Annotated in this window: 14 protein-coding genes; 8 read left to right on the top strand and 6 right to left on the bottom strand. The window is 59.1% G+C overall.

The features are described 5' to 3' along the window. Positions 1 to 310: 310 nt before the first annotated feature. A complete protein-coding gene (locus ACR3E7_RS09830; protein WP_480502856.1) occupies positions 311 to 2,683 on the top strand; it encodes a mechanosensitive ion channel domain-containing protein in 2,373 nt (790 codons plus the stop codon). A gap of 88 nt (positions 2,684 to 2,771) precedes the next feature. Here ACR3E7_RS09830 and ACR3E7_RS09825 read toward each other — a convergent pair whose 3' ends face one another. The 5 genes from ACR3E7_RS09825 to ACR3E7_RS09805 are packed head-to-tail and all read right to left on the bottom strand — an operon-like array spanning position 2,772 to position 9,992. After that, positions 2,772 to 4,127: a CoA transferase gene (locus ACR3E7_RS09825; RefSeq protein WP_480502855.1), complete on the bottom strand. Its 1,356-nt coding sequence runs from the start codon at positions 4,125 to 4,127 to the stop codon at positions 2,772 to 2,774. Then, positions 4,124 to 5,278 carry an ABC transporter permease gene (locus ACR3E7_RS09820; protein WP_170769880.1) on the bottom strand — a complete coding sequence of 385 codons (1,155 nt, stop codon included), beginning with the start codon at positions 5,276 to 5,278 and terminating at the stop codon, positions 4,124 to 4,126. The genes ACR3E7_RS09825 and ACR3E7_RS09820 overlap by 4 nt, the downstream gene beginning before the upstream one ends. Further along, positions 5,275 to 6,303 carry an ABC transporter permease gene (locus tag ACR3E7_RS09815; protein WP_170769881.1) on the bottom strand — a complete coding sequence of 343 codons (1,029 nt, stop codon included), beginning with the start codon at positions 6,301 to 6,303 and terminating at the stop codon, positions 5,275 to 5,277. Before ACR3E7_RS09815 ends, ACR3E7_RS09820 begins: the two co-directional genes overlap by 4 nt. A gap of 13 nt (positions 6,304 to 6,316) precedes the next feature. Next, positions 6,317 to 8,227: an ABC transporter substrate-binding protein gene (locus ACR3E7_RS09810; protein ID WP_170769882.1), complete on the bottom strand. Its 1,911-nt coding sequence runs from the start codon at positions 8,225 to 8,227 to the stop codon at positions 6,317 to 6,319. After that, positions 8,220 to 9,992 carry an ABC transporter ATP-binding protein gene (locus tag ACR3E7_RS09805; RefSeq protein ID WP_170769883.1) on the bottom strand — a complete coding sequence of 591 codons (1,773 nt, stop codon included), beginning with the start codon at positions 9,990 to 9,992 and terminating at the stop codon, positions 8,220 to 8,222. Before ACR3E7_RS09805 ends, ACR3E7_RS09810 begins: the two co-directional genes overlap by 8 nt. Before the next feature lie 233 nt (positions 9,993 to 10,225). On the opposite strand from ACR3E7_RS09805, the gene ACR3E7_RS09800 reads away from it, so the two are divergent. From ACR3E7_RS09800 to ACR3E7_RS09770, 7 genes are all read left to right on the top strand, one after another. Further along, complete coding sequence (locus ACR3E7_RS09800; protein ID WP_331252079.1) at positions 10,226 to 10,723, top strand: class I SAM-dependent methyltransferase; 498 nt, start codon at positions 10,226 to 10,228, stop codon at positions 10,721 to 10,723. An 11-nt stretch (positions 10,724 to 10,734) separates the two neighbouring features. Further along, on the top strand, positions 10,735 to 11,364 hold the full coding sequence (locus tag ACR3E7_RS09795; protein WP_480502854.1) for a glutathione S-transferase family protein: 630 nt from the start codon (positions 10,735 to 10,737) through the stop codon (positions 11,362 to 11,364). 111 nt (positions 11,365 to 11,475) lie between these two features. Beyond that, positions 11,476 to 13,878: a GcvT family protein gene (locus ACR3E7_RS09790; protein ID WP_480502853.1), complete on the top strand. Its 2,403-nt coding sequence runs from the start codon at positions 11,476 to 11,478 to the stop codon at positions 13,876 to 13,878. A gap of 2 nt (positions 13,879 to 13,880) precedes the next feature. Continuing rightward, complete coding sequence (locus ACR3E7_RS09785) at positions 13,881 to 15,431, top strand: trimethylamine methyltransferase family protein (RefSeq protein ID WP_480502852.1); 1,551 nt, start codon at positions 13,881 to 13,883, stop codon at positions 15,429 to 15,431. After that, positions 15,432 to 16,106, top strand: coding sequence for a TetR/AcrR family transcriptional regulator (locus ACR3E7_RS09780; protein WP_170782943.1), 675 nt, complete (start codon positions 15,432 to 15,434; stop codon positions 16,104 to 16,106). After that, the gene (locus ACR3E7_RS09775) at positions 16,103 to 17,407 is read left to right on the top strand and encodes an NAD(P)/FAD-dependent oxidoreductase (protein ID WP_480502851.1); all 1,305 of its coding nucleotides are present in this window, start codon (positions 16,103 to 16,105) and stop codon (positions 17,405 to 17,407) included. Before ACR3E7_RS09780 ends, ACR3E7_RS09775 begins: the two co-directional genes overlap by 4 nt. Before the next feature lie 54 nt (positions 17,408 to 17,461). After that, a complete protein-coding gene (locus ACR3E7_RS09770) occupies positions 17,462 to 18,193 on the top strand; it encodes a hypothetical protein (protein ID WP_480502850.1) in 732 nt (243 codons plus the stop codon). On the opposite strand, the gene ACR3E7_RS09765 is transcribed toward ACR3E7_RS09770, so the two are convergent. Beyond that, positions 18,190 to 18,549 (bottom strand): DUF3307 domain-containing protein, encoded by a 360-nt coding sequence (locus ACR3E7_RS09765; RefSeq protein WP_170783009.1) that lies wholly within the window; start codon positions 18,547 to 18,549, stop codon positions 18,190 to 18,192. The genes ACR3E7_RS09770 and ACR3E7_RS09765 overlap by 4 nt on opposite strands. Between the last annotated feature and the right edge of the window lie 56 nt (positions 18,550 to 18,605).

Raw genomic sequence — 18,605 nt, 5'->3', positions numbered from 1 at the left:
TTGTTTTCGGTCGGCTTGCAAAAAACGCGGTTCCGGCGGGTCAAAACCGACAAACATTGCGATTTGGCTACATGTTGCAATGAAATGACCCAACGTCGCTTTGCTCTACATCAGGTTCCGGGTCGAAAACCTCAATTGTTGTCCGGCCCGGTCTTATTCACTTTCCATCGCGATGGAAATACTTCGGTCACCGCTATTGCGGTGGGAACACGTGGAAAGACGAACTGGGGTCGACATCTGTTGAGCATTTGAACACGGGATTGTGCTTCTATAGGCTGCGGGGCAAATGCGGACGTGGATGAAAGACCCGATGACAACAAGATTATTTGCCGTTTTTGCGCTGTTGACCTGGGCAATCGCGTTGACTTTTGCAGGCGGAGCTGAAGCGCAAACATCGCTCATTCCCGGCTACACAACGGGTGCGGACAGCACCGACGAGGCCTCGGAAGGTGGGGATCTGGCTGCTGCGATCCGCTCAGCAACCGAGGCTGGTGCCAGCGTTATCGTCATCGACAGTGCGGGGAAAATCGTATCGTCGGGTGCACCGGCACAGGCCAATCAGGACGCCGCAGGCGACCCGATGGCCGATGGGTCGCAATTGATGAAGGCGCAGGAGCGGTTTTCGAAATTCCGCGAGTCGATGCAGTCGCGGCTTGAGGCGCTGCCTTATTCGATTTTCGAGGTGAAATACGTCCTGCGCCAAACCAGCCCCGATGGCCGAATACAGACCTATGTCGAGGTGTTGTTCTGGAACATCCTGTTCCTGTTGCTGGGGCGGTGGCTGTCAACTGAGATTTACGGCAAGCGCATCGCCAAGGGAATCGTGGTCGCGCGATCCAAGGAAAACCCGCAGGGCTACCGCGAAAAAATGCCGTTTTTGGTGTTCCGCTTCCTTATGGGGATCGGGGGTACGATCTTTGCCATGCTGATGGCCCTGATCGTTGGATTCCTGTTTTTCGGCGAGGCTGAGGATATCTCGATCCAGTTCACGGTCACTGCGATATTCGCGGCCTTCTTCCTGTCGCGCACGGTGTCTGATCTGTGGCGTATGGTGCTGTCGCCCTATCTTAGCCAGTACCGCCTGCCGCCGTTTTCGGACCGGGACGCCAAACGGCTTTATATCTGGGCTTCGGCGATTGCGACCTATGACATCTCGGTCGTGATGTTTTCGACCTGGGTCGCGGATTTCGGGCTGAACTATAACGTTTATGCCATGGTCTATGGCGGCCTGACCATGTTGGGTGCGTTGGGCAATTTGCTGATGATCGCGTTCAATGGGCGTGCCATTTCCCATGCCATCCGGGGCGGACGTACCAAGGAACAAGTGTCGTGGATCCTGCGTTTCATCTCGCTGGCTTGGGCACCTGCGCTGATCGTCTATATCGTGTTCAGCTGGTTCAAACTGGCTGTCGATCTGGTGCTTGAAAACCAGAACTCTATCCCGATCGTGGCCAGTAGCTATGCCATCTTTATGTCGGTGGTGATCGCTTACGGTGCTATGAACTATCTGCTTGAGCGGTATTTCGACCGCAACCGCCAGATGGAGGAGATGAACGCCGAAGACGCCGATGCGCCCGAGGAGGAGTTAATCGAGACCCCTCTGGCCGAAAAACGCGCGCATTCCATCGTGACGTACGAGGATCTGGCGCGCCGTGTGGCTGGTATTCTGGCCTTTGTGGTTGGGCTTTACGCGCTGGTCGTCATCTGGAACCCGGATGCCAGCTGGAGCGAGGAACTGCCTATCGAGCGTTTCCTGGACGTGATGGTGATCATCTTCATTGGCTATGTCCTGTTCCATTTCTTCCGCATCTGGATTGACAGCAAGATTGCTGAAGAGATTGACGATGGCGGGGCCGAGGCCGAGCTGGGCGATGAAGGTGGCGAAGGCGGGCAAAGCCGTCTAGCCACTCTGCTGCCTCTGTTCCGGGGGGCGATCTTGGCGGTGGTTGTCGTAACCATTGCGCTGATTGCGCTGATGGAAATGGGCATCAATGTCAGCCCCCTGTTTGCGGGCGCGGGTGTTGTGGGTCTGGCCGTTGGGTTTGGATCGCAGACGCTGGTGCGGGATATTTTCTCGGGGGCGTTTTTCCTGATGGATGATGCGTTCCGCAAAGGGGAATATATCGACATTGGTGATGTGAAAGGCACTGTCGAGAAAATATCGGTCCGGTCGTTCCAGCTGCGTCATCATCTGGGTGCGCTGAACACCATTCCTTTTGGTGAGATCAAGGTGCTGACCAATTATTCCCGTGACTGGGTGATCATGAAGTTACCCTTGCGCGTAACTTATGACACTGATGTCGAGAAGGTGCGCAAACTGATCAAGAAGCTGGGGCAGCAATTGCTGAGCGACCCGGTCATCGGCGACAATTTCATCCAGCCGCTCAAGTCGCAGGGCGTGATCGAGATGCAGGATTCCGCAATGATCATCCGCGTCAAGTTCATGACCAAGCCGGGTGATCAGTGGTTGGTGCGCAAAAAGGTCTATCAGGAAATCCGCGAATTGTTCGCCCGCGAAGGTATCCGGTTTGCGCACCGCGAGGTAACGGTGCGTCTGGCCGATGAGAAAGCGCCCGAAGACCTGACGCCGAAACAGCGCGAGGCGGTGACAGGTGCGGTGCAGGCCGCGATTGACGAAGATTATCTGGACGATATCGGCCCCGGCGGAGGGGATGACAGATAGGACGTGCTCCCTCCCCTTTGGGCCGCGTTTCTGACGAAACGCCACCCAAAGCGTTGGGCCGGGCCGCGCGTACCGCGCGGCGGATGCGCTAGGGCTTCAGCGTTGGCCAGACGGGTTGGGACGTGCCCAGTTTCGATGCAGGCAGAGGCCAGTGCATGTCCGTTGTGCTCAACCTCAGGGCCGGTTTTAGACGATGACCGACACCCCAGCCGGATTCCTCGGGCGTGCGGGCATAGTCGGTCGGGTTGGCATTTTCGATATCCTCAGACGTTTCGGACTTGCTGAGAATGGCCAGCAATTCAGCAGTTCGGGCAAGGGACAAGCGGGCCTGCATGATTGAGTTACCTTGGGCGGCCTCGGCCAGAGCAGACAGCACGGCGGCGGCCATCAGATAGCCGGTTGCGTGGTCCAGCGCCTGCACCGGCAGGGGCGTCGGCTTGTCTGCCTTGGCCCAGATGCGGCCAGTATCGGCGATGCCTGCGCTCATCTGCACAAGGCTGTCAAATCCGCGCCGGTTCGCCCATGGCCCCTGCCAGCCATAGGCGTTCAATGTGACTTCGACCCGGTTGGGCGCAATCGCGTCCCGTTTCGCTTGCGTCAACCCCAGCGCATCCAGCGCGCCTGGGCGATAGCCATGCACGAACACATCCGCCTGAGACAGCAATTCCTGTAATGTCTCCATTCCGGCGGGCGACTTTAGATCCAGATAGGCACAGTGTTTGCCCAGCGAGACATCCGGGATCACGCCGGGTTCGTCCCAGCCGGGCGGATCAATACGCAAAACCTCGGCCCCGACCCCGGCTAGAGTGCGGGTGGCAATGGGGCCTGCCAGAACGCGGGTCAGGTCCAGAACGCGCAGGCCCTGAAGCGGCCGTTCGGCCGTGGCCTCTGGACGGTCGCGCAGCATGATCTGGCGGGGGTTGTGCCAGCCGATCAACGGATCACGCGACATCGCCCGGCCTTGGGGATGCTCCAGCCATTCGGCCCTGCTGCGCATTGCGGCGGTGGCGCCGCCCTCGGCCACGATGGCGGTTTCCAGATCGGCGACAGCCCATGTCTTGAGGGCCTGAGCGACAGCATCGCGGTTCGCATCGACCTTGAGCACTTTCAGTGCGGCCAGTCGGTGGCGCGCTAGGTTGGTATGTAGCCTGATCCACCCGTCAGAAGCTTGATAATCCCCGGCGATGGCGTCCCAGAGGCTCGGCATCTCCCACCCTTCGGGCTTGAAGGAAAACCCGTACCACAGTGAAGCCAGCCGGTGATCAACCGTGACGTCGGGCGCGCTGGACGTCAGGTTCAGGGACACCATCAAGCGCGCCAGCTCTTGCCCCACCGCGGCAAAGCTGGCGGTGGCCAGTTCAGATACGGCAAAGGCGCTGGGCCGCGCTCCGCTTCCGATTACTCGATAGCTTTCCGGGTCAGGAAGCGCCGAAACCAGTGTCATTGCTGATAGGGGTCGAGACTGTCACGCAGCCCGTCGCCAAGGAAGTTGAAAGCCAGCACAACCACGATGATCGGCAGCATCGGGATCGCCGTCCACGGGTAGATCTCGATCGAAGCGAGGTTCTGCGCGTCATTCAGCATCACGCCCCAACTAACCGCTGGAGCCCGCAGGCCGAGGCCTAGGAAAGACAGCGCCGTTTCCCCCAGGATCATCGCCGGGATCGACAGAGTGGCCGAGGCAATAAGGTGGGACATGAAGTTCGGCAGCAGGTGCTTGCGGATCACACGGCCCGAGCTTGCACCCATCATTTCGGCTGCGCGCACATATTCTTCCTCGCGCAACGACAGGAACTTGGCGCGCACAGATCGGGCAAGGCCGGGCCAGTCGAGTATCCCGAGGATGATCGAGATTATGAAGAACACTGCCACTGGGCTCCAGTTCGAGGGCACCGCTGCAGACAAGGCCAGCCATAATGGCAGTTCGGGCAGTGAGCGTAGAATCTCGATGACGCGGTTGATGACCCAGTCGATCTTGCCGCCGAAATAACCCGCCATCGACCCGAACAGGATGCCTAGGAAGAACGACACCGAGATGCCGATCAGGCCCACGGTCAGCGACAGTTGCGCGCCATAAAGAATGCGGCTGAAGACATCCCGACCCAGACGGTCGGACCCCCACAGGAACAGCGTTGCCCCTTCGGGCGCACAGAACAAATGCGTGTCCGACTTGATCAGCCCCGCCAGCTTGTACTCGGCCCCTTCACAGAAGAATTGGAGCGGGCGCGGATCGCTGGTGTCGGTCACGGCTTTCCACTGGAAGGTCTCAAGGTCGGCCTCGATCACCGTCGGGTAGACAAACGGACCGACGAATTCGCCTTCGTGGAACCAGTTGACGCTTTGGGGTGGGGCATAAAGATGCTCGTCATTGCGTTCATTCGCACCATAGGGGGCAATGAACCCGGCAAAGGGCAGCATCAGGTAGCACAGCAGCAAGAAGATACCCGAGATCAAGCCCAGTTTGTGGGTGCGGAATTTGCGCCAGACCAGCAGCCAGTTGGGGGCGTCCAGATCAGCTCGCTCGAGCTGTTGCAGGGCGGCGTCTGGATCGAAGGGGGCATCGTCGACATAGCGACCGTCAGAGCGTTTGGTCATGCTTCACGCCCCTCATACCGAATTCGCGGGTCCAACATGACCAGCAAGATGTCCGAAATCATTGTCCCGATCAGCGTCAGCAGTGCGACGAACATCAGGATGAAGGCAGACAGGAACTGATCCTGCGTCTTCAGCGCGGTCAGCAAGGTCGGGCCGATGGTCTGCAGCCCTAGCACCACCGAGACCAGAACCGACCCCGACACCATTGAGGGCAGCAGGTTGCCGATATCGGCGACAAAGGGGTTGAAGGCCACGCGCAGCGGATATTTGGTCAGCATCCGCGACGGAGCCATGCCTTTTGCGATGGCGGTTTCCACATAGGGTTTACCCAGCTCGTCCAACATATTCGCGCGCAGCCGTTGCATCATCGCCGAGGCGCCCGAGGTACCGATTACAAAGGTTGGCACAATCAGGTGGAGAAGTATGGATTTCATCTTGTCCCAGCTCATCGGCTCACCCTCGTAAATCGGGTCCATGAGCCCGCCGATGGGCAGGTTGAAATATTGGTGGCCGTAGTAGAACAGGATCAGGGCCAGCAGGAAGTTCGGCGTGGCCAGACCCAGATAGCCCACAAAGGCCGAGGTATAGTCGATCCACGTCCGCGACCGCGCCGCCGCAAGGACACCAAGCGGCAAAGCGACCGCGTAGACAAACAGGATTGCGGCAAGGTTCACCACAACGGTCAGCCACAGTGTGTCGCCCACAATCTCGGCCACCGGGCGGTCAAATTCAAAGGACCAGCCGTAATTGCCTTGAATCAGCCCCTCAAACCCATGGGGGCCGGGCCAGAAGCCCATCCAGATCAGGTATTGCTCCCACATCGGACGGTCCAGCGCGTATTCGGTCCGCAGGAATTCGGCCTTGGCCACACCGGCGGATTGCCCTGAGGCCTGAAGCTCGGCGATTTGGTTGCTGAGGTAATCGCCAGGCGGCAGGTTGATGATCACGAAGATTAGAACCGACACCACAAGCAGTGTCAGCAGCATCGTGAAAAAGCGATACACCGCGTAGCGCAGCATTACCATTTAGCTGCTCCTGTCAGTCGGCGAAGTAGAACTCGTCAGGGCGATGGATGCCGAAATGCGCGCCGGGTTCCCATGCCCACATGGCCTGTTCGGGCACGTTGCGCAGGCGGTTGGACACAACGATGGGCTGCGGGGCGCCATTCAGAATGCCGATGGCATAAAGCTGATCGGCGTGGATCTTCAGCATCTCGGACCAGACGGCCTTGCGTTCGTCATCTGATGTGGCGATTTCCCAGTCATGGGCAAGTTCCATCAGGCGCTCGGCCTCGGGCATATCGGGCGCTTCGCCGACATCGCCGCCGGTCTGGTAATACTGCCCCCATTTAGGCCAGGCCAGAAACACCTGATCGGTGGGTGCCAGATAGGCGGGTGAGGTGTGGGCCTGCGGGATACCGTCATCCCAGCCAAACCAGACCGAGGCCATGGTATTCCCCGCAAACACCCGGTTCCGCAGGATGTCCCGGTCCAGCGGGCGCATCACCAGATCGACGCCTATCTCGCGCCATGTGTCGGTAACGATCTGCAAGGCGTTCTCGACCTCTTGCCGCTCACCGGCGGTTTCAATGATCAGCTCCATCGGGCGGCCATCGGGTAGCAGGCGAATACCATCCTTGTCGCGCTGGTTCAGGCCAGCTTCGTCCAGCAAAGCGTTTGCGGTTTCGATGTCATATTGCGCCCAGGCCTTGGCGTTTTCCTCGTCATAGAAGGGCGAGGCAGGCAGAACCGACATCGCACCCGGTTGCGCCAGTTTGAAGTACAGCGCCTGATTGATCGTCTTGCGGTCAATGGCCAGCGACAGCGCGCGACGCACGCGCACGTCGCGCAGAACTTCTCGCCATCCGTCATCGGCAAAGTTCAGGTTGGGATAAATCGCAATCTGCGAGGCAACACCGGTTTTCCACAGCAGGGTTTTGTAATTCCCCCCGGCTTCACCCTTTTTCAGGATCGAGGCGTCCCGGAACGCCAGCCCACGCCCTTGCAAATCGGTCTCGCCCGCATTGGTCTTGGCGGCGACCAGACCGGGTGCCACGATCTCCATCTCGACCACGTCGATATAGGGTAGTTGCACACCTTTGCTGTCGATGCGGTGGTAATAGGGGTTGCGGACAAAGTTGTGCCGGATCTTTTTGCCCGAGCTGGCATTCAGCCAAGGTTGCAGCGTCGGCAGCTCGTGATTGTCGAACTTATAGAGGTTATCCAGCTTGTTATGTAGCGCCGCCCAGCTTTTGACCCGGGCGTCTTCGACCTGAAAGGCCAGCTCATCGGCGTCAGCGAAGCTCTCGTGATATTGTTTCAGAAACGCGGATGGGCGGTAGATGAACGGCGGGCGCGCCTGTGCCAGTGATTGCAGGAAATCAGGGTTCGGGTCGGCCCATTCGAACACGATGGTCGTTTCATCAGGGAAAGTGACGGTCGGGCTCTTGCCTTCGACAATCAGGAAATCCGGCGGCCCCGACGGGCTGAGCAATTCGTTATTGGCTACGTCCTCCCACCAGTATCGAAAATCTTCGGACGTAAAGGGCGACCCATCGGACCATTTGTGGCCTTCGCGCAGGTTCAGGGTGAATTTGCGGTTGTCTTCATTGGTGAAGGATTCCAGCAGATCAGGGACAATTTCGTAATCTTCGTCAAAACCGACCAGGCGGGCATAGCCATAGACCACCATCTGCCGAATGTCCTTGGATCGCGTCACCATGGTGCGCAACGTGCCGCCCGGCGTTCCGAACTCACGCCCCTTGGCGGCCAGATCGACCACCAGCGGCTCAGCCGGTAGGCGTTCTGCGACGGGAGGCATGTTTCCGGCGGCCACTTCGTCTTCCCAGAACGCGCTTTCCTGAGGGGTGGGGGTCTCTGCAGTGGCGGGCAGAAACCACAGCGCCGACATTGCGGCTGCCAGGATCAGGGGGCGAGTGGTCTTAAACATGGCATCGTACCTTATGGCCGGGCTCCATTTCCACCAATGATGGTATCACGGAGTCGGTAAATCGGAAGGCGTCATCCCAACTGTCGGGCGAACCGGCGCCCAAAGCAACCAAATTCAGGTCGATGGGCCGGTTGATGTCGGGTTCCGGTTGTGCGGCGATCAGCGCCTTTGTGTAGGGGTGGTGCGGGTTGTAGAACAGTGTCTCGGGCGGGGCTTGTTCCACCACAAGGCCCCGGCGCATCACTGCAACTTCGTCTGCGATGCGCGCCACGACCGCAAGGTCGTGCGAGATAAAGAAATAGGACAGTTTCAAGCTGTCTTGCAGGTTTTCCAGCAGCGTCAGGATCTGTTCCTGCACCGAGACATCCAAAGCCGAGGTCGGCTCGTCACAGACAATCAGCTGTGGGTCCAGCATCATCGCCCGTGCGATGGAAAGGCGCTGTCGCTGACCGCCTGAAAACGCGTGAGGATAGCGTTTCAGCATGTCGGCGTTCAGCCCGACCCGTTGCAGCATCTCGGCCGCTTTGTCCCGTTGTTCAGCGGGCGAGCCGATCTTGTGGATCTCCAACGGCTCGGTCATCGCGTCCTGAATGCGCATCCGCGGGCTGAGCGAGCTGTAGGGGTCCTGAAACACCATCTGCGCCTTGCGCTGAAACGCAGTGCGCTGGGCGCGGGTCATGTGGTGAACCGTGATCGGGTCGGCGTCGGGCGCGGTGCGAAACAGAACCTCTCCGCCCGGATCGGGGGGCTCGGCCCCGAGCGCAATGCGGGCGGCCGTGGTTTTGCCCGATCCGCTTTCGCCGACAATGGCCAGTGTCTTGCCACGTGCCAGATTCAGATCGACACCGCGACAGGCATGGATCAGCCGGTCACCTTGCCACCCTTTGCTGGAGCGCATGGTATAGGTTTTGGAGACACTGTTCATTTGCAGGATTAGGTCCTCGCCGGGCATCGGAATGCCAACAGCTTCCTTGTCGGGAATCTGGGGCGCGGCGTTGAACAATTGCTGGGTGTAGGGATGCGCAGGTGTGGTCAAAATAGGCGCGGCTGCCCCGGATTCCATCACCCTACCCTTGTGCATAACGACCACTTGTTCGGCCATATTGGCAACGACGCCCAGGTCGTGGGTCACAAGGATCAGCGCCATGCCCGTCTCGCGCTGCAACTCTTTGATCAACCCCAAAACCTGCGCCTGCGTGGTGACATCCAGCGCGGTGGTTGGCTCATCCGCGATCAGCAGTTCCGGCTTGGCAACCATTGCCATGGCAATCATCGCACGTTGGCGCATGCCGCCGGACAGCTCGAACGGGTAAGAATCATAGGCGCGCTGGGGGTCAGGAAAGCCCACGCGTTCGAACTGGGTCAGAACTTCTTTGCGGGCCTGCGCCTCGGACGCGCCGCGATGCAGCCACAGAACCTCGCTGACCTGATTGCCGATCTTGTGCAAGGGCGACAGCGACCGCATCGGTTCCTGAAAAATCATCGAGACCCGATTGCCGCGAATGTCACGCATCTGGCGCTCACTGATTGCCGTCAGGTCTTCCAATCCTTTGGAATCATTCAGAGTAATGGTGCCGCTGCGTATCTGGGCCGTGCGCGGCAGGATGCGAAGCGCCGCGCGGCACGAGATGGTTTTTCCAGACCCGGACTCGCCCACCAACGCCAAAGTCTGCCCGGCCTCGACGTCGAAACTGACGCCCTGAACCACGGCCTCACCCGCACCGAAGCCGATGCTGAGGTCCCTGACAGACAACAACGCAGTCATGCGGGTTTCCCACCCGTTCGGCCGTCACTCGGCATAGGCTTGATCAACTCCCCGTGTTTTTTGTCGCAGTTTCGCGCGGTTGGGCCTGATTAGTCAAACCCGTTCTTGGGCTGAAATGTCGCGGGAATATGAAACTGAGGCGAAATTGCCTACACAAACCCTTGAGGATTTGTCATCACAGGCGGCGTCGATGCCTGATTAAGCTTCGGCAACTATCAAGGAGAGATTTTCCCGTGCCCGATCCCCAAAGCCGCCTCGATCTGTTCATTGACCGCATGGTCTCGCAACGGGCCTGTCTGGACTATGCCATCGCTCAAACGCAGGGGATGGACGGGCCGGTTTTCGAGCTGGGCCTGGGTAATGGCCGTACTTATCACCACATGGTGCAGTATGTGCGGAACCGCCCGGTCTATGTGTTCGAACGCGCCGTGGCCTCGCACCCGGATTCGACCCCGCCGGAAGATCTGGTGATTTTGGGCGATGTGCGCGAGACGTTGCCCGCATCGCTGGATCGATTCGGCGCTACTGCCAGTTTGATCCATGCCGATCTGGGCGGGCATAACCGCGAAAAGAACGACGCTTTTGCCCGGTTCGTGTCCCCGTTGATCGAGCCGCTTCTGGCCGAGGGCGGATTGATGGTCTCCAGCGATCGGATGTATTTCGATGGGCTGACTGAACTGCCCCTGCCAGACGGAGCAGTTGAAGGGCGTTGTTTCATTTATCGCCGCTGAAGGGGGCTCTAATGCTATTCTACGATTGCTCGACTGCCCCGAACCCACGCCGCGCGCGGATGTTCATTGATGAAAAAGGGCTGGAGATTGAGACCCGCGATATCTCGATCGCAAAGGGGGAACAGCTGGCTGAGGACTTCCGTGCGATCAACCCCAATGCCACGCTGCCCGTGCTGGTGACAGATGAAGGGACGGTATTGACCGAAAACCTCGGAATCGCGGCCTATCTTGAGGCGCAGTTCCCAGAACCGCCGCTGATGGGGCGTACCCCGGATGAAAAAGGGTTGGTTTTGATGTGGAACAGCATCGTCGAACAGCAAGGTGGTGCCCCTGTGGCCGAGGCGCTGCGCAACGCGCATCCAGCTTTCGAAGGACGAGCGATTCCCGGTCCTGCAAACTATGCCCAAATTCCCGAGCTGGCGCAGCGCGGGGTCGAGCGGGTGGAACGGTTCTTTGCGATGCTTGAAAATCGGCTGAAAGACAGTGCCAATGTGGCTGGGCCAGAGTTTACGCTGGCCGATATCTCGACCTTTGTGTTTGTGGATTTCGCTCGGGTGATCAAGATGCGGATCCCGCAGGAAAATTCGGCGACGCTTGCGTGGTTCGATAAGGTCGCCGGCCGCCACAGCGCCCAGCTTTAGGGCCCATTGAACCCCGAGAGGCGTTCTAAAGTTCAGAACTGTACAGAAATGTCTAGACAGATATGAACAGTGCGTCTAGCGTTCCCCGCGAGCCATGCAGGGGAGGGCAAGATGAAATCTCAGTATCGCGTAGTGGTCATTGGGGGCGGCGTCGTGGGGGCGTCTGTATTGTATCATCTGGCCAAGTTTGGCTGGTCGGATGTGGTTATGCTGGAGCGGCGGCGGTTGGCCTCGGGGTCGTCTTGGCATGCGGCGGGCGGTATCCATGCGTTGAACGCCGATCCCAACATGGCGGCGTTGCAAGCCTATACAATCGACCTGCTGAGCGAGATCGAGAAAGAATCCGGCCAGAATATCGGCCTGCACATGACTGGTGGTCTGACTTTGGCTGGTACACCCGAGCGTTGGGAGTGGTTGCAGGCCAATTACCGCATCTTCCAGTCCATCGGTATTGATGATTGCGAGTTGCTGACCCCGGAAGAGGCGCAGAGGCGTTGTCCGATCATGTCGACCGAGGGCGTGTTGGGCGCAATGTGGGCTGATCGCGAGGGATATATCGACACAACCGGCACGGTGCAGGCCTATGCGACAGCAGCCAAAAAGCGCGGTGCGGAATATTACGAGGAAACCAAGGTCGAAAGCCTGACGCAGACGGCCGATGGTTGGTTAGTTGTCACCGACAAAGGCACCATCACCTGCGAGCATGTGGTCAACGCAGCGGGTCTGTGGGCCAAACAGGTGGGGCGCATGGCCGGAGTCGAATTGCCGGTCTCGCCGCTGAAACACCACTACCTGATCACCGACACGGTACCCGAGGTCGCGCAAGCGGATTTCGAGATGCCGATGACCGTGGACCTAGAAGGGTTCACCTATATGCGGCAGGACCAGAAAGGCGTTCTGGTCGGTATTTATGAAGTTGAGCATGAACACTGGGCGATGGATGGCGCGCCGTGGAACTATGGCGAGGAACTGTTTCAGGAACAGCTGGATCGGATCGAGAATGAGCTGACGCTGGGCTTTGAGCGGTATCCGTCGATCCAGAATGTGGGCATCAAGACCTGGGTGAACGGCGCGTTTACCTTTGCGCCGGATGGCAACCCTCTGGTCGGGCCGGTGCCCGGCAAGCGCGGCTATTGGTCGGCCTGTGCGGTGATGGCCGGGTTCTTGCAGGGCGGCGGCGTTGGCAAAACACTGGCCGAGTGGATGATCCATGGCGAGCCCGAGGCGGATGCGTGGCCGATGGATGTGGCGCGTTTCGGGGATTTTGCGCAGAACAAGCGGTATATCCGCGAAACCACGGGGCAGTTCTATTCGCGCCGCTTCGTGATGACCTATCCGAACGAGCAACTGCCCGCAGGCCGCCCGCTGAAAATGGCCCCCGCGCACGACGCGATGACCGAAGCCGGGTGCAAGTGGGGCGTCAGTTGGGATCTTGAGGTGCCGCTCTATTTCGGGCCGAAAGGGTTCGAGGAAACGCCGACGCTCAAACGGTCAAACGCGCATGACATTGTGTCCGAGGAATGCAAGGTGATCCGCGAAGGTGCGGGTCTTTTGGATATTTCCGGCTTTTCGCGTTTCGAGGTCAGCGGCCCCAATGCGCAGCTTTGGCTGGACAAGGTCATGGCTTCGAAACTGCCTGCGCCGGGGCGTGCCAAGCTTGCCCCGATGCTGGGCGAGAACGGGCGGCTCAAAGGTGATCTGACTGTCCTTAACTGGGGCGAAGGAACGTGGTGGATCATGGGTAGCTACTACCTGCGGGCCTGGCACATGCGCTGGTTCGATGACCACATGATTGACGGTGTCTCGGTCCGCGATCTTGGTGAGGAAAATTGCGGATTCGCCGTGGTTGGACCGAAGTCGCAGGCGGTGGTCGAGAAACTGGCCGAGCAGGATATCGCAAGCCTTCCTTTCATGGGCTGTGGGGATTTCGACATCGGTCTGGTCCGTGCGCGCGTGGCCCGCATGTCGGTGACGGGCGAGAAAGGCTATGAGATCAATTGCCGCTATGGTGATCACATCAAACTGCGCCGAATTTTGCTTGAGGCCGGGGCTGACGAAGGCATTCGCGAATGCGGTTTTAACGCGATGCAGTCTACGCGACTTGAGAAAAGCTTTGGGATCTGGTCGGCTGAATTTACTCAGGCGTACACGCCGGGCATGACCGGGATGGATCGTTGGATCGACTGGGACAAATCCTTTGTGGGCAAAGAGGCCGCCATGGCCGAACGCGACGGCAACGGACCAGCGCAGGTTCAGGTCACGCTAGAGGTCGATGCGCTGGATGCGGATGCCAGCGGGTATGAACCGATCTGGTCGAGTGATGAGCGGGTGGGTTTTGTGACCTCGGGCGGCTACGGGCACTACACCGGCAAATCTCTGGCGATGGCCCTGGTTAACCGCGACAAGGCCGAGCCGGGGACCGAGTTGTCCGTGCATGTGGTTGGCGTCGAGCGTCCCGCGCGGGTCATTTCTGCTTCGCCCTACGATCCGCAGGGCAAAGCGATGCGGGGTTGAACATGAACGCGCAAACGTCTGAACGGGGCCGAAGACGGCGTGGACGCGGTGGGGACACCGCGCCACCGCCCAGTCGCGACGTCAACTACCGCCAGCTCAGGAATCCCTTTCCGCAGATGGAAGTGTTCCCTGCAGATCAGATCGCGGACATTCACAACACTGCGCTGCGCATCCTGCAAGAACTTGGGGTCAAGGTCCTGCTGCCGGAGGCACGTCGTATCTATGCCGCTGCTGGAGCGCGCGTAGATGAAGGCAGTGAAATGGTTTTTATCGGTCGCGACATGGTTGAGGCCGCCGTCGCCTCGGCCCCCAAGTCGATTGCCTGCCGTGCCGGGTCACGTGCTCGCGATTTCACGCTGGAGCTGGGCTCATTGGTGTTTCAGCCAGGGGCAGGGGCGCCAAACGCCACCGATCTGGAAAGGGGTCGCCGCCCGGCAACGGGGCAGGATTATCTGGATTTCCTGAAGCTGACGCATCATTTCGATGTGTTCCAGATGATCTCACCCCAGGTAGAGCCGCAGAATGTGCCGACCAATTTGCGGCACTATTTCACCACGCAGGCGCAAATGGAACTGACAGACAAGTTCCCCTTCTTCTTCTCGCGCGGAACGCCGCAGGTGATGGATTGTTTCGAAATGCTCTCGACCGCGCGGGGGCTAAGCGATGACGAATTCCGTACAAACCCGCATTGTTATACGATCATCAATACCAACAGCCCGCGCACGCTGGATATCCCCATGGCACAGGGGCTGATCGATTTTGCGCGGCATGGGCAGATGTCGATTATCACGCCGTTTACCTTGATGGGTGCAATGGCCCCGATCACCGTGGCGGGCGCGATTACGCTGTCCCATGCCGAGGCTCTGGCGGCATTGACCCTGACCCAACTGACCAAACCCGGCGCGCCAGTTTGCTATGGCACGTTCACCAGCAACGTGGACATGAAATCGGGCGCCCCTGCTTTCGGGACGCCCTCGCATTTTCAAGCGTCACTGGCTGCAGGGCAACTCGCGCGGCATTTGGGCTTGCCATGGCGATCCGCTGCGGGATCGGCTTCAAACATTAACGATGTGCAGGCGGCGAATGAGAACCAGTTTGGCCTGTGGGGCTGTCTAATGGCCGGGGCCACCGTGATCATACACGCGGCAGGATGGTTGGAGGGCGGGCTGTCCGTTTCATTCGAAAAGCTTGTCTGTGACGCCGAGGTGCTGAACATGGTGGCCGAGCTTTGCGCAGGCGCTCAGGCCGGCGCTGCCGAGATCGGTTTTGACACCGCGCTGAGCGAGGTCGACCCTAGCGGGCATTTCTTTGCCTCAACCCAGACTATGGAACGGTACAACACCGAATTCTATCAGCCCCATGTCCATGACTACGCCAATTTCGGGACGTGGACCGAGCGTGGCTCGGTCGATGCCAATCACCGCGCCACCGAAGTTTGGAAGGGTATCCTTAATGATTTCAAGCCCCCCAGCAGCAACAGCGACCAGCTGGGTGCCTTGCAGGATTTCATCGCGCGCAGGACCGCCGAGGGCGGCGCGCCGCCGGAGAGTTGAATGAACACCAAACCCATTCTTCACCGTGATGATCCGGATGCCGAACCTTTGGTCGGCAATATCAAGGTCACGCGGGACGACTGGCTGAATGTCGCGATGGACGTGCTGATCTCGGACGGGGTCGAGCAGGTCAAGGTGATGAACCTGGCCGAGCGTATGGCCGTGTCGCGGTCGTCTTTCTATTGGTATTTCAAGTCCCGGCAGGAGCTGTTGGATGCGTTGCTCGCCAAATGGCAGGCGACCAATACGGCGGCCCTGATCGCCCAATCCGAACTCCCTGCCGCAACGATCACCGCCGCTGTTTGCAATGTGCAGCGTTGTGTCGTGAACTCTGAACTCTTCGATACCGCGCTGGATTTTGCCATGCGCGACTGGGCGCGGCGGTCGGGCAAGGTACGGCGAATGCTGGATCAGTCGGATGCACGGCGGCTGGCGGCGCTGCGGGCAATGTTCATCCGCTATGACTATGATGAGACCGAGGCCGAGACGCGGGCGCGCGTGCTCTACTACATGCAGATCGGGTACGATTTGGCGCAGCTAAATGAGCCGATGTCGCTGCGGCTGTCGTTGGTCTCTCACTACCTGTTTGTTTTCACTGGTGTGGAACCGCTCGACGAAGAGATCGAGGAGTTCAGCGCCTATTCGCGGTTTTACTGGGAGAAGAACACGTCATGAGTCAACCTGACGCAATCATCATCGGCACCGGAGTGATCGGGGCTGCCGTCGCATTCGAGATGGCCAAGGCAGGATGGAAAACCCTGTCACTGGACCGCAACGCTCAGGTCGGGCACGGGTCCACAGCCGGGTCCTGCGCCATCATTCGAATGCACTATTCGACCTTCGACGGCACTGCGTTCGCGTGGGAGGGGTATCACTATTGGCGCGACTGGGCTGCCTATCTGGGCCTGCCCGCTGATGCCAATCTGGCGCAGTTCCGCGAGACGGGGTGTCTGGTGATGAAGACCGATGCCAACGGGATGCTGGACAAGCATATGAAAAACAGCGCTGATCTGGATTGCCCGTTTGAGGAATGGTCGCCTGAGAAGATCACCGAGCGCTTGCCTGTCTATTCGCTGGACAGTTTCACGCCGCCCAAACGCATGGATGATCCGGAATTTGGCCAGCCCAACGGGGGCAAGATGCAGGGCGGGGTGTTCTGGCCGCAAGCGGGCTACGTTACCGACCCGGCACTGTCGGCGCAGAACCTGATGGACGCGGCCAAATTGAGCGGGGCCGAAGTACGCACCGGGGCCGAAGTGGTCGAGATTCTGACCGAGGATGGGCGCGTGGCCGGGGTCAAGCTGGCCTCGGGTGAGGAAATCCGTGCCAAGGTGGTGGTGAATGTGGCTGGGCCGGGCTCGGCCATCATCAACGGTATGGCGGGTGTGCTGGATGACATGACCATCGAAACCCGCCCCCTGCGGCAAGAGGTGGTGCACGTCCCCGCGCCCGAAGGGTTTGATTTCGAAAACGACGGCACCATCGTGTCGGACAGCGATATCGCGCTTTACTGCCGGCCGGAACATGGCAACCACATCCTTGTTGGCTCGGAAGATCCCGAATGCGATCCGCATCAGTGGTGCGAGGATGACGTGCACTACAACCGCGACTTCACCGATCAGTGGACCACTCAGGCGATGCGCTATGCACAACGGGTGCCAAGCCTCGGCATTCCCTCGAAAACGCGCGGAGTGGTGGACTTGTATGATGCGTCGACCGACTGGATTCCGATCTACGACAAATCCAGCCTGCCGGGGTTCTACATGGCCTGCGGGACCAGCGGGAACCAGTACAAGAACGCGCCAATTGCCGGCAAGATGATGGCCGCGCTGATCAACTATTGCGAGGGCGGTGCAGATCACGACACGCAACCGCTGCAATTCGAACTGCCCTATATCAAGCGAATGATCGACGTGGGGTTCTATTCTCGTAAGCGCCCCATTAACGAAGAAAGCAGTTTTTCGGTTCTGGGCTAGCCGTCAGGCTGAATCGCTCTAGAATTCTGGGAGCAGAATGGGACGGAGCCCAGAATGACCGAACCGAGGAACCGAGTTCTGATACTGGGCAGCGCCCCAAGCGCAGTGGCCGCCCGACAGTGGCCCCGCGCGCCCTTTACCCATATAGTCGCCATCAATAATGCCTGGCGTGTCCGACCGGATTGGGATGTGTTGATTCACCCCGAGGATTTTCCGGTCGATAACAGACCTGCCGCGTCAGATCCGGGTCAGCGCATTGTCGAGGCCTCGGAGTATGTTCCGCTGCAAAATGCTTATGGCGGTTTCGTCTATGCGGGCGGGACGATGGCCTTGACGGCTGGGTATTGGGCTTTGGCATCGCTGCGCCCGGCGGTTCTAACCTACTTTGGCTGCGACATGATTTACCCGAAAGTAGGCAAGACGCATTTCTACGGTCGCGGGGCCGCCGATCCCTTGCGTGATGATGTCACGCTCAGATCGCTCGAGGCCAAGTCCGCGCGTCTGGGCTTGTTCGGGGCTGCGCAGGGCTGCCGGGTCGTGCGGCTTTCGCAAGGGTGCAGCAGGTTGGTCTACCCCTCAGTTTCCACGACCTCTTTGATGTCACCTCAGTTGCCATCGACGGATGGGATGGACAACGTTTTGCGGTGCGAACGGGATCTGGGATATTATGTTCCGAGTGGTCGGTATTGGGAACATGCAGACAATTTTGACGTTGAGAAGCTGGATGTGCTGGATGACATGTGGTTGTCGATCTACAGTCGATCCGGCCTTGTTAACGTGGCCTAAACCGCAAATTTCACCCAAGCCCAGACCATAGCGACATACGTCAGATTGTGCAGGCATTGGTCTAGACCGGCAGCACGCCAGAAGGCCGATTGCGTCGGTACCAATTGCTTTTTGTCGGAATAACTGGCCTTGGCGAAATCAATGTTGAAATGAACGATCCATTCCAGCGCGGCGATGATCAGAATAAAGGCCCAGGGCGCGCCGAACAGCAAAAACACAAGGACAGAGCCCACTACATGCACCGCTGCATGTTGTGCTCGTCCCATGTGAAAATATTCTCCGCGTCCCGCCAGCATTTTTGGCGTTTGGAGGTAGTAGTCCGCAAACATATGTTTGATCTGCAATAAGCAGAGCATCAAAAACACTGCGCCTAAACTGGCATGCAAATGAATCCTCCCGACATCGTCCTGAT

Source organism: Ruegeria sp. BK1 (assembly GCF_056535645.1).
Note: the sequence above shows the minus strand (reverse complement) of the source record. Positions and strands in the feature narration are given on the sequence as shown.